Annotated in this window: 11 protein-coding genes; 10 read left to right on the top strand and 1 reads right to left on the bottom strand. The window is 46.7% G+C overall.

The features are described 5' to 3' along the window. Positions 1-23 precede the first annotated feature (23 nt). From NC980_RS07960 to NC980_RS07940, 5 genes are read left to right on the top strand one after another with little or no spacing between them, the layout of a single operon-like run. Positions 24-1,424, top strand: a complete 1,401-nt coding sequence (locus tag NC980_RS07960) for a hypothetical protein (RefSeq protein WP_190378376.1) — start codon at positions 24-26, stop codon at positions 1,422-1,424. Positions 1,425-1,473: 49 nt separating this feature from the next. Beyond that, entirely contained in the window at positions 1,474-2,640 is a 1,167-nt protein-coding gene (locus NC980_RS07955) for a glycosyltransferase family 4 protein (RefSeq protein ID WP_199298650.1), read from the top strand. Continuing rightward, positions 2,637-3,791 (top strand): glycosyltransferase family 1 protein, encoded by a 1,155-nt coding sequence (locus NC980_RS07950; protein WP_190378375.1) that lies wholly within the window; start codon positions 2,637-2,639, stop codon positions 3,789-3,791. The genes NC980_RS07955 and NC980_RS07950 overlap by 4 nt, the downstream gene beginning before the upstream one ends. Positions 3,792-3,804: 13 nt before the next feature. Continuing rightward, complete coding sequence (locus NC980_RS07945) at positions 3,805-4,764, top strand: FkbM family methyltransferase (RefSeq protein ID WP_190378374.1); 960 nt, start codon at positions 3,805-3,807, stop codon at positions 4,762-4,764. 6 nt (positions 4,765-4,770) lie between these two features. Further along, the gene (locus NC980_RS07940) at positions 4,771-6,297 is read left to right on the top strand and encodes a lipopolysaccharide biosynthesis protein (protein WP_190378373.1); all 1,527 of its coding nucleotides are present in this window, start codon (positions 4,771-4,773) and stop codon (positions 6,295-6,297) included. 102 nt (positions 6,298-6,399) lie between these two features. On the opposite strand, the gene NC980_RS07935 is transcribed toward NC980_RS07940, so the two are convergent. Then, a complete protein-coding gene (locus NC980_RS07935; RefSeq protein ID WP_190378372.1) occupies positions 6,400-7,356 on the bottom strand; it encodes a glycosyltransferase family 2 protein in 957 nt (318 codons plus the stop codon). Positions 7,357-7,618: 262 nt separating this feature from the next. Here NC980_RS07935 and NC980_RS07930 point away from each other — a divergent pair, with 262 nt between their 5' ends. The 5 genes from NC980_RS07930 to NC980_RS07910 are packed head-to-tail and all read left to right on the top strand — an operon-like array spanning position 7,619 to position 12,617. Beyond that, entirely contained in the window at positions 7,619-8,236 is a 618-nt protein-coding gene (locus tag NC980_RS07930) for a class I SAM-dependent methyltransferase (protein WP_190378371.1), read from the top strand. Between the two features lie 16 nt (positions 8,237-8,252). Continuing rightward, positions 8,253-9,419, top strand: coding sequence for a glycosyltransferase family 4 protein (locus tag NC980_RS07925; protein ID WP_190378370.1), 1,167 nt, complete (start codon positions 8,253-8,255; stop codon positions 9,417-9,419). A gap of 41 nt (positions 9,420-9,460) precedes the next feature. After that, positions 9,461-10,561, top strand: coding sequence for an acyltransferase family protein (locus NC980_RS07920; protein ID WP_190378369.1), 1,101 nt, complete (start codon positions 9,461-9,463; stop codon positions 10,559-10,561). A gap of 25 nt (positions 10,562-10,586) precedes the next feature. Then, the gene (locus NC980_RS07915) at positions 10,587-11,513 is read left to right on the top strand and encodes an FkbM family methyltransferase (RefSeq protein ID WP_190378368.1); all 927 of its coding nucleotides are present in this window, start codon (positions 10,587-10,589) and stop codon (positions 11,511-11,513) included. Positions 11,514-11,516: 3 nt separating this feature from the next. Then, a complete protein-coding gene (locus NC980_RS07910; protein WP_190378367.1) occupies positions 11,517-12,617 on the top strand; it encodes a glycosyltransferase family 1 protein in 1,101 nt (366 codons plus the stop codon). Position 12,618: the final 1 nt, after the last annotated feature.

Here is a 12,618-nt window from a genome sequence, read left to right as displayed (position 1 = left end):
TCAGATCAAGGATGAAACGCAGCATGAACGCAAAATATACTAGGTCAGTAGAGCGATCGACGCAATTTTCCCCAATTGCGCTTCCCACTTGGCGAATTCCGCTGCCGAAAGTCACTTGGTTGCATAGCTTTGTGTTGATGCAGTTTCTTCTTCAGGTTCTGTTATTAGTGCCTGAAATTGCAGACTTCAGAATTTTGATGCGTGCAGGGTCGTTTGCTCTAAGCTTGGGACTGCTGTGGAAAGTTCCCAAAGCTGGCATCAAACTTCCAGCGAAACCTTGGGTGATCGTAGTGCTATGCATTATGGCATTAGAGTTGTTTTGGCATCCTTATCACAGCAGCACGCTTGCAGCGGTGGCACAATGCCTGATGTACTTGGCGGTGCTTGCACCCTTGTTTTGGGTGAGCCGATTAGAGATTAGCGATCGTTCTTTTCGCGGACTACTCTACCTCATCTGGGGATTTCACGCCATAAGCTCAATGGTCGGGGTGCTGCAGGTCTACTATCCAGAGATGTTTGAGTTTGCTGTGTCTGCCGTGATTCGGAGCAATCCGTTTGGCGGAGAGAATTTAAAGATTGTGCTAGCGAATGGCATCTCGATCTACCGTCCAACCGGACTATCCGATGTACCAGGGGGGGCTGCAACCTCCGGCTTTTATGCGCTGCTTCTCGGAACAGGTATCGCATTGCAAGAGCGCAATCTCATCTTTCGATTATTAGGTATTGCGAGCGTTCCCGTGGGGTTGTTCTGTCTCTATCTGTCACAAGTGAGAACGTTGTTCATTCTGTCGTTTATCTGTTTGATTGTGATCGCGTTGATGCTCATTCAACTTAAACGACTTGGGCAGGTTGCAGCCATGTGCGCGATCGCAATAGTCGTTGTGATGATAACGACTCAATGGGCAATCAATGTGGGTGGAGAGACGACGAGCGATCGCTTTCTCTCACTGGTCGCGGATTCTCCTAATAAAGTGATTCATGAAAATCGCGGGACATTTCTTGAACATACGATTACCGAATACCTACCTGAGTATCCATTCGGAGCGGGCTTAGGACGATGGGGCATGATGAATGACTATTTCGGTAATAACTCCAATCCGATCACTTCTCCACTGTGGGCAGAAATTCAATGGACGGGTTGGTTGCTCGATGGTGGAATTGCATTAGTGCTTGCTTATGCAGGAGCAATTGTTGCAGCTTGCTCTGGAACTTGGCAGGTCATTTCTAATCGGCGGTCATCGCTGCAATTATGGGGTGCAATTGTCTTTGCTTACAACGTGGGTGTGATCGTGTTTACCTTTAGTTATCCTGTGTTCATCGGTCAGTACGGACTAGAGTTCTGGTTGATTAATACAGCGCTATTTGTGGCTGCACGGTCTGAAGCACGATCGCACCGTATTCTTTTCACTCAAAAAGAAGGATGAAGCTTGTTCCTATTGATAATCGTCAAAGTAATGAATGCGAGGGAAAATCATGGCTAAGAAAGTGATTCTGGTCATGGCTTCACCGCCTGTTCCCTTTGGCAAGGCAGATAGCCATTGGTACTATGTTCTGCTGAAAGGACTGGTCGATCGTGGTCATCAAGTTTCAGCGTTTGTCGCTTGTGAAACGCCAGAGGAAATTGAGCAAACTCAAGCTCTATTTACTGGCTATGATCTGCAATGTTATCTTTTCCGTCCGCCTCAAGGACTGCGGGGAAAATGGCAAAGCTTCCGTCGTCCTCACTCTTATATGTTTGATTCTGCCTTTCGTCAGGCGGTATCAAAGCGATTGGCTGAGCCATATGATGTTTTACAGTTGGAGGGGCTTTGGAGCGGATGGTTGGGACTAGCTCAACCAGAAAAGACAGTTACTAGCGTACATTATCTATTTTGCGAAGATGGTACGTTTGAATCTCCCCAGTGGAAGACAAGGCTTCAAGGGTGGATTAGTTATGGTGCAGAGCGGTATCTGTTAAAGTCATTGCCGCGATTTATTACGCTTTCAGAGCGCTTAGCCGATCGCATTCATCAGATTCACCCCGATGCAATCACGCATACTATTCCGCTTGGATTTGATCTTTCACACTCTCCGTTTAATCAGGACAAATCCCAACAGAGTCAGCCGATCGTCGGCTTGATTGGAAGTTTCGGTTGGAAGCCGACCTATTCAGCAGCAGAACGGCTTTTGACGCGCTTATGGGCAGAGATTAAGGCTCAAGTGCCAAATGCTCGGCTTCAAATCGTCGGACGCGGTGCTAGGGAAAGGCTTGCCGCTTTTGAGGGTCAGCCTGATTTGTCGATTCATCAAGATGTGCCAGATATTGCGCCTTACTTCAACCAGATGGACGTGCTGCTGTATGCGCCGAGTGCGGGTAGTGGGATGAAAGTAAAAGTGATGGAATCTTTTGCGTTTGGAACCTGTGTTGTGACAACCCCCGAAGGAGTCGAAGGACTACCCGCACAAGATGAGGTTCATGCTGGAATTGCTGAAGACGATCGCGCCCTCATTCAAAAAACTGTGGCATTACTGAAAGATCCGACTCGTCGAGAAACTCAGCGTCGCAATGCTCGATTGCTGCTAGAACAAACCTGTAGTCCTGATGTGACACTGGCTCAAGTTGAGCGCGTTTATGATGCGATCGTGGAGGCGAATCAATGAAGGTTGGATTCGATGCGCGGCATTTGAGAGCGAACTCGCTGCGCGGCATGGATCGCTATACGATTGAACTGATCAAAGAGCTAACCCGATTAGGAGTCGGTGTAACGCTCTTTCATCGAGAACGGGAGCCCTTAAATTTAGCTCATGTCCAAGGTTTCGATTGTCGAGTCGTGGGTTTGTCTGATTACTGCGGTTTGCATTGGGAGCAAGTTGCAGTTCCGATGGCACTGGCTCAGGGAAAGTTCGATCTTTACCATGCTCCAGCAGAACGGGGAGTTCCTTTATTGGCTCCGTGTCCTGTTGTGTTTACAGTGCATAGTGTGACAGCACATAGCTATTATCATTTTGTTCAACAAGGATTTCTACCGGGGACGGTGGCTGACTATCTGGGCTACGATTTTCAGCCGAATGCGATCGACTTCTGGAAGGTTCTGTTTAAATTACAGCTTAGAAAAGCCCGTCACATTCTTGCACCTTCTGATTTTTGTCGCAGTGAACTCCTTCAGTTTCTCGGTCTTTCACCCGATAAAGTGACAACAACGCATCTGGCAACAAGCGACAGTTTTCAACACGATCAACAATCAAAAATGCTGCTCGGACGCCTGAACATCAATCAGCCTTACATTCTGTATGTCGGAGGCTATGAACCTCACAAGAATGTATCAGGATTGCTTAAAGTGTTCGCTTTGGTGAAACAACACTGTCCTGAAGTCATGCTCGTGGTCGTTGGAACGCAATTTCCTTTTAAACAACTACAGCAAGAAGCTATCGCGCTTGGGTTAACGCTCGATCAAGATGTTCTCTTTCTCGTTGATCTCGGTGATGAATTGGTCGCACTCTACCGCAATGCAGAGCTGTTTGTGTCACTGTCTTGGCGCGAAACCTTTTGCTTGCCTGCACTAGAAGCCTTGACTTGTGGAACTCCAGCCATTGGTAGCAAATTTGGTGCTTTTCCTGAGGTGACAGGTGAAGCAGGAATTACAATTGATCCGCGTGATCTTCAGGCGACTGCAGAGACGATCGTTCAAAAGCTGAGAATACAACTAAAAGAACAGGTGCTTGAGACAGCTTATCAGCAGTCACAGAAGTTCTCTTGGACGGAAACCGCTAAAAAAACGTTAGGCATCTATCAAAAGCTTCTTGCTCATTAGAGAGATATTCAATATGACTACTGTAATTGAACATTCCTCCAGTTCCTTGCGACAAGAAATTCAGCGTCGCTTGCTGAATGTTTGGGGTGTAATGACGATCGCTCCAGGCTGGCACTACCAGGCTTTTGAGAAGTTTGGCGAGTGTCTCTCAAATCGTTCGATGTGCCGAGCAGTGCTTCCGAATGATTGTTCTCTCATGTGCGATCTCAGAGATCACGTACAGCGACAAATCTACTTTTTGGGAACTTACGAACCGATCGAGGCTTACTTGTTCAATCAATTGCTCAAACCCGGAATGACGGTGATTGATGCAGGAGCAAATATTGGGCAATACACGCTACTGGCGGCAACAGGTGTTGGAGAAACGGGCGCAGTTCATAGTTTTGAGCCTGTTCCTACAACATTTTCTCAGCTTCGTCAAAATGTTGAAGACAATTCTCTTCCTAATGTCTATCTCAATCAAGCAGGTCTCTGGTACAAATCAGCCTCGATTGCTCTGGGGTTGTCTTCTGAGATGCTGCAAAACTGTGGTGCTTATAGCATTGGTGTACTCGACCAAGCAACTGAAGTCAGCGCGATCGCACTAACTTTAGATGACTATGCAGCACAGCGCAACATTCAGAAGGTCGATCTGATCAAGATGGATATTGAGGGAGCAGAATACGCTGCCCTGATGGGAATGCAAGCGATCATTCAGCGCGATCGCCCGGTGTTTCTGATGGAAGTGAATACCATTGCGCTCGATCGCATGGGTTATCAAAAATCTCAGATTTGGCAGTTCATGGTCAAAGAACAGGGTTACACTGCATACGGGATTGGGATAACGGCTTGTAAACTGCTGCAAAACTTGGATGAGATCGCTCAAAGTAATGTAATTTTTGTCCATCCATCCTGCGGAATCGATCTCACTCAGACGACTTGGAATTTTAAGGGTGTTCTGCGTTGGAGTAGACGTTGTAAAGCATTGCTGTGAACCTGAATGACTCAAACCGTGACGAGATCGCGTCGATCAATCAACAATTTTGCTTCTGCACTGTTGCTACAAGTTGTTACAGTCGGAATTGGCATCGTCAGTACCCCGTTATTGCTGAAGTGGTTGGGTAACGATCGCTTTGGCGCATTTCGATCCGCAAGCGATTGGCTCGGTCATCTCAAACTCCTGGAACTTGGATTAGGTGGCTCTTTGATGCCGTTGATCGCGATCGCGTTGGGGCAAGGCGACCAAGCAAAGGTTCGTTTAACCCTTTCTGTGGGCATTCGTGCTTATTTCAAAGTTGCTTGCTTGATGTTGAGCGGCGCGATCGTTCTGGGCTATTTGATTCTGCATCTCGTTCCGGTTCAGGCAGCACTGACTCAAGAACTTCAGCTTGGCTACTGGCTCGGTCTCTTAAGTTTAATCTGGCTTCCTCTTACGCCTTTTCGATTGCTTGCAGATGCAGCACAACGCAGTGATTTAGTTAATTTTGTGTTTATTGTGCAAAGTTTAATTATCACTGGACTTTCGCTTTATCTGGCTCAGGCGAGTGTGGGTATACCTGGACAATTTTTGGCAGTAGTTGCAGGAACTGCGATCGCAAGTCTTCTCTTGAGTTGGCGAGGTATCTGTCGTTGTCCTGATGCGTTCTCAGTGGCGCTGCGCCCTCCTCGATCGGCAACTCACGCAATTCAGCAGCAAATTGATCAGCTTAGTGTCCCAACCCTTCTGTTTAATGTGTCAGGGCACATGAGTTTGCTGACCGATAATATGGTCATTGCCTATTTTCTTGGCTCTGCCAGTGTTGTTCCCTTTGTTCTGACTCAGCGGCTGGGTGCTCTAGCACAAGCACAAGTCCAAGTCATAGGGAACGCAGCTTGGGCTGCTCTAGCAGATTTGTATGCCAATAAACAACTGGCGGCATTTAACGCAAAGACTGTTTATCTGACAAAGCTGGTTGTGATTCTGGGCTTGATGCTAACGATTCCGATCACACTGTACAATCCAAAATTTGTGCAGTTGTGGGTTGGTCCAGAACAATTTGCAGGATGGCAAGTCAATGTTTTAGCGGCAATCAATGCGGTTTTGCTCGGAGTGTTATCGCTTTGGGGCTGGTGCTTTACTGGCACTGGAAATATCACCAAATTTCTACCGATCGCACTAACAGGATCGAGCGTTAATATTGCGGTCAGTTTGCTTGCGACCCCTGTTTTTAAGATGTCAGGACCACTGCTTGGCACGTTTGTTGCCTTGATTACGGTTTATCTCTGGTGGATACCTTGCCGGATGAAGCAAGTATTTGGCACGTCTGTAAGAGCCTTAATCGGCGCGATCGCACGTCCTTTGCTGGTTGCACTGTTTTATCTTCCGGGTGCAATCTGGTTTGCTCAAACTTATCCTCCAGATGGATGGCTAACGCTTGGCTTCTCGATGTCCGCGATCGCCATAACCTTTCTAGGAATTGCATGGTTGAGTCTACTCAACTCAGAAGAGCGATCTGAATGGAGCCAACGCTTCAAGCAGTTCTTTTAGCTCAACATCGAGGTAACTGTTTGAAGGATAGCGCATCCAACAATTTCTAGAATCTGATTCGAGGGTAGCGATCGCTATCCTCGTTTAACGTGGTTTTAATAGTTAGATTCCTCGTGCCTGGAGTCCATCCTGCCATCCTGCTATCCGCTCTGCCCAGACGGTTTGCAAAATCTTTAATTCTCGATATGGATGCCCATATAGTTGAATGGCTCGTAAACTTGCGAGTAGCCCAGGTGAATTAACAGAACCAAATAGGAACAGATAAAAAAGTCGCCAAAATCGGAGATGGACAGGGCTAAATTTTGCAAGAATGAAGCATTCGTTGTAGCAACCATTGACGATTTTTACCTGCAAATCTCCACCCCGACCACTGGTATAAACCGTATTCGTTGGATAGTGATTGACAACATTCGTAAAATCGAACAGGACCTGGTATCCTCTTGCTTTCACCTGAAGACAGGCATCGAGTTCAAACTTTTGCCAGTAGGGTCTAAGCGCGGATTCAAATCGATCGAACGCACTGCGTCTGAGGCTCATGTTGTATCCGACCAAATGATCACACTCGATCGGTTCACGATTTGTCCAGGCTTCGATGTGATCATACATATTGCCGTGGCTCTTGCCGTACCAAGTTAAGCGTCCGATTGGCTTGACCGATCGCTTTGGAAAGGGCGAAGCATCAGGATGATGATTGTTTGCTGATCCACCGACTGCTCCAACTGAGGAATCTGCATAAAACGATAGATGTCGAGCCAGCCAAGTTTCAGGCACAATCACATCATCGTCACACAGCAGAATAATGTCTGAGATAGCAGCATCGAGGGCTGCATTTTCCGCGTTTACAATTCCTGCTTCAGCGCAATGAAGTAAGCGCAACACATAAGGCAATGAGGGTAGCAGCCATTGCACGACATCACGAGTAGCAGTATCGTCTGCTTGCCAAACTACAATCACTTCATCTGGGAGTTGAGTTTGAGTAGCTAAGCTCAGTAAGCAACGACGCAAATACTCAGGGCGACGAAAGCTAGGAATGAGAACACTAGAAGACAACGACAGCATAAGTTTTCTTGCAATTTCGCTTAAATTTTGCCTTGATCAGGCTAAGCAAAAATCCGTAAATTTGCGCTATTCGATGCAATCGTCAATAGAATTCCCGTGTTTCTACGCTGGGTAGAATCGCACAAACATTACATAGTTCTACTCACAGAAAGCGCAATGCTATTCGCTTCAAGGATCTAATCTGAGTAGAGTTACTCAAGCTTGAGAAGACTCTGAAGATTTTGACCGGCGATAGTCGTTATACGAGGCTAACGTATTTTCCATGGATGTCATTTATCTGCTCCGTCGGATTGCTTACAAGTTCTACGAAGTTCTGCATCCAGATGAACCCTGGATTGCTCAAGGAGCAATTCAATATTGCGATCGTCATCTACAAAGAGATCAAGTCGGGTTTGAATGGGGAAGTGGTCGGAGTACCGCATGGTTTGGTAAACGCTTGCGGACGCTCGTTAGCATTGAATTTGATCAGGAATGGCATAACAAGGTGACAGAGAAGCTGCGTCGTCAAAATCTTACAAACGTGGAATGTCGCTATATTCCAGTAGAGCATCCTTTGTCGGAGCCGACTCCCGCCCATTATCCGAAGACGCCAGCCTATGTTATTGCAATCAACCAGTTCGACGATAACTCTGTTGATTTTGCTATGGTAGATGGCCACTATCGCCAAGCTTGTATCTTAGCGGCACTTCCTAAGTTAAAGCCAGGTGGTTTACTGCTAGTTGACAACACAGATTGGATTACACTTTCCGAGTGGGGTGTGCCTGCTGACTGGCAGATTGTTCATCAGAGCAGAAATGTTATGACCCAAACCACGATTTGGCAGAAGCCTGTTGCACAGCAATTGGAGCAGACGTTTGGCTCTTCGGGATTGTTCGTTTAGTGGCGTAATCGCAATTATGAAGTCTTTTCCCCGAAAACTCTTAACAATCGGGCATTCCTACATTGTTCCGCTCAATCGTCGTCTTGCAAATGAAATGTCCCGTGTGGGTCAAGCAAATTGGGAGATTACGGTTGTCTCGCCTTTGGCACTCAAAGGCGATCTGCGTCCTCTAAAGTTTGAGCCAGACCTGCACGATCGCGCCTCGGTTGAAGGAATTCCAGTTCTGTTTGATCGAGTTCCACACCTCATGCTGTACGGCAAGCGACTGCGGGAAATCTTGCACCAGGATTGGGATTTAGTCCATTGTTGGGAGGAGCCTTACGTTTTATCTGGTGGACAGATTGCTTGGCACACTCCTGCTCAAGCTCCTTTGGTTTACTTCACCTTTCAGAACAATTCCAAGCGCTATCCACCGCCCTTTAACTGGATTGAAGCTCAGACGATGCAGCAATCGGCAGGATGGATTGCCAGTGGTCATACAGTTGCAAATGCACTCAAGCACCGTCAAGGGTACGATCGACCGATGCAAATTATCCCTCTTGGAGTTGATGTAGAGCATTTTTCTCCATCTCCTGCAATCCGGCAAAGCATTCATCATCAATTGGAGTGGGATCACAGCGATGCTCCGGTGATTGGCTTTTTGGGGCGATTTGTGCCAGAAAAAGGACTGTCGATGTTGATGCGGGTGCTTAATCGCCTTGCTCAACCTTGGCGAGCGATGTTTGTCGGCACAGGAGTCATGGAAGCAGAACTGCGATCGTGGGCAGCTCAGTATGGCGATCGCGTCCGCATCTGTACTACGGTTACTCATGATCAAGTGCCACAGTATCTTAATGCAATGGACATGTTGTGTGCGCCTAGTCAAACGGCGCTCCATTGGCGTGAGCAGTTTGGGCGAATGCTGATCGAAGCCTTTGCTTGTGGTGTTCCAGTGATTGGTAGTGATAGTGGTGAGATTCCCTATGTGATTGGAGATGCAGGAATTGTGCTGGGTGAGAAAGATGAACAGGCATGGTTGAGAGCCATTTCGACGCTGCTAGATAATCCGACGCAAAGAACGGCACTGGCTGAAAGAGGACTCGATCATGTCCATTCTGTCTATCAATGGTCAGTGGTGGCACGACAGCATTTGAAGTTTTTCGACTCAATTTTAGGAGAAAAGCGAGTTAAGCAATATATTTAGCTCAACTTTCGGCAGCTAGTAGGATGAGGAAGTAAAAGACGATGCCATCGCAGCGATTGGTCGGGTTTGATTGCTTAAAAGTTGCAGCAGCTTACGGAGTCGTAGTGATTCATGGTTTAGGAGAAATTCCTAAGACCTACTGGGCAAGTACATTCTCTAGTTTTTTTGTCCAATTTTCTGTGCCTGTTTTCTTGATGATGGCATTCTACTTTGGCATCTCTAGTCTTTACAACTCAGATTGGAGAAAGTATCTGTTTAACCGCTTTAAGCGTCTTCTGGTTCCTTTTTATCTATGGTCAACAATCTATTTACTTGCCAGATTACTCAAGCAAGTTTTACTAAAAGATGAGTCGCTAGGAAAGCTTTTGGCTGATCCAATCTCGCTTTTGTTAGGGAGTGCAGGAGTTCAGCTCTACTTTCTGCCGTTGCTATTTACGGGGATGGTTGCTGCGGTTTTTATCACTCGTTGGGTGCGACCCGATCCATTTTGGGTGCCCTTTTGCCTCCTGATGGGAAGTTTGTGTCTCAGTACGCCGCTACAGATGAATGGTGGGTTACTAGATGCTCAGCAAATTATGGCTGTTACTCAAAGTTTTATTTTGGTGAATTGTTATAGCCTCCTGCTTAGGCTTGGACGGTCTCAGCAAATTGCTGAGGGCTTTGTGATTGTGGTTGTTTGGGTGTTATATTGCTTGCCCTACATATGCGTCAGCATTCTGTTCCTCAATTCCGAAGTGCGATCGCTGCTCACTCGATACACCAATAGTCGATCAGTTGCGATCGTTGGTATCTCTTTAACCCTTACCTTAATTCTCATTGTTTTCTTTGGATTTCATTGGCTGCGATTTCTAGTTCCTGTGTTAGCGTTGCTTATTGGTGTTTTAAGCTCGAAAATGCTGAGACAGAGATTGATCTGGATCGAGCGTTTTAGCTACCTCAGCTTTGGTATCTACTTAGTTCATGGTTTACTCACCGCAGGACTCAGCCCGATCTTGATTCGGTTGAATTTTATGGCTTCAACTATGAAGCTCTCTTTACCTGGTCTATTGATCATTTCTACGCTAATTTTCTGCCTAAGCGCGTTAATTACTGCTTTGATTGCACGTCATAAGCAAGCTGCTCAGCTTCTATTTGGTATATAGCTCACTCTTCAGGAGAAGCCCAACAGTGCTAAAATCTAACCTTCGCGACCCGATCGCAGCAATTTTCAGAGCTTTACCTTACTTTCGGGGTAAGTATCGCTTAGCTCCAGGATTACTGCCTTTGATGACGGATTATCAAAATGAGCAGGATTGTTTAGTCGATATCAAACTGCGGGACGGCGGCTTGATGCGAATCGATCTACGAAGCTTTACAGAACAAAGAGCCTTCTTTGCGGGAGATTATGATGGTGGGGTGCTGAAGCGCTTTGCCTCAATCCTGAACTCAGATAGTGTTGTGTTAGATGTGGGCGCAAATGTCGGGTTTTATTCGATCGCGCTCGGTCGAAGACTACAACAGCTTGGGAATGGGAAGCTTTGGGCAGTTGAGCCTGTTCCAACAAATTATGATCGTCTACTCTACAATATACGGCTCAACCATCTAGAGGATGTTGTGTTTCCGCTACAAACCGCGCTCGGAAATCATACAGGTACAATTCCTCTGCACTTAGGAAAAGGGACTGACAATCTAGCAACTACGGGCAATGCTTTTATCTGTCAAGGCAACACTGCAACAGAGATCGCGCCAAATTGCTCTGCGCCAATTACGACTCTAGATGCGTTGGCTCAAACTCATAATATTACAAGCTGCACTTTCATCAAGGTTGATATTGAAGGGGCGGAACTTGACTTTCTTCAAGGCGGTCAAAAACTTCTGGCTCGTTGTAGACCAATAATCTATGGGGAGTTTAGCCCCTATTGGTGTCAGGAGTTTGGCTACTCTTTCTTAGATGTCGCAACACTGTTCTCAGAGTGGGATTATCGCTTTTATCAACAAGTCGGACGCGCTCGCTTTGTTCAAGTTAAAGCGATTACTCCAGAGCTACAGGATGTTTTACTGGTTCCGCAAGAAACGAGTGCAGAGATTTTAGCCAAGCTCGGAGCTTCTAATTAAGTCATGCGTGCGGCTCTAATTCTCGACTATCCGGAGGAACAATGGCACAGTATGGATCTCTGCGCTCAAATGTTGTTGAATCATTGGCGCAGCGATCGTACTTGGCAACTCGATCGCATTTGTCCCTCGTTTCAGCATCGCCTAACGCGCTTTCCCAAGTTTGGAAGCCGTAAAGCTGCGTTTAATAGCGATCGCTTACTGAATCGCTTCTGGGACTATCCCAACTATGTGAGAAGGATTACTCCACAGTTTGATGTGTTTCATGTTTGTGACCACACTTATGCTCAGCTAGTCCATGAGCTACCTGCGAATCGAGCAGGAGTGTATTGTCATGATATTGATGCGTTCCGATCTCTCGTTGAACCCGAACAAGAGCCTCGCCCTCGTTGGTATCGAGTAATGTCGCAACGAATTTTAGACGGTTTGCAGAAAGCTGCGATCGTGTTTTATTCCACTCAATTTGTGCGGCAACAATTAGAACATTATCAATTGGTTAATCCGGCTCAATTAGTTCATGCCCCTTTAGGCATTGCGCCGGAGTTTTCGATTGATTCAGGGGTTCCTGTGTCGATCAAGTATCCATTTATCCTGCACATTGGAAGCTGTATCCCGCGTAAACGGGTTGATATCTTGCTGGATGTATTTGGTGAGCTAAGCCGATCTTATCCTGATTTGCATCTGGTGAAAGTTGGGGGCGACTGGACATCTGAACAACGGCAACAACTCTATCGCTTGAACATTCGCTCTAAGATCATTCACTTACACAATCTTCCGACTGCGACGATCGCAGCTTTGTATCGTCGGGCTGAAGTGGTGCTGATTCCTAGTGAAGCAGAAGGGTTTGGGCTGCCGTTGATTGAAGCGTTAGCGTGTGGTGCGATCGTGGTTGCCAGTGATTTACCGGTGTTGCGCGAAGTGGCTGGAGATGCAGCGCTCTACTGTCCGGTCGGCGAGATCTCAATTTGGGTGAAGACAATCCAAACTGTTTTGAACAACCCTGACAAAGCTCCAGATCGATCGCTGAGACTCGTTCAAGCGAGCCGATATTCCTGGCAAACTCACGCTGACACAATTATGCAAGCTTATCTTCGACTCGGAGCTTAGG

This window comes from Leptolyngbya sp. AS-A5 (assembly GCF_039962495.1).
GTDB lineage: Bacteria > Cyanobacteriota > Cyanobacteriia > Leptolyngbyales > Leptolyngbyaceae > Leptolyngbya.
The sequence above is the reverse complement of the archived record's forward strand: the minus strand, read 5'-3'. Positions and strand labels throughout refer to the sequence as shown.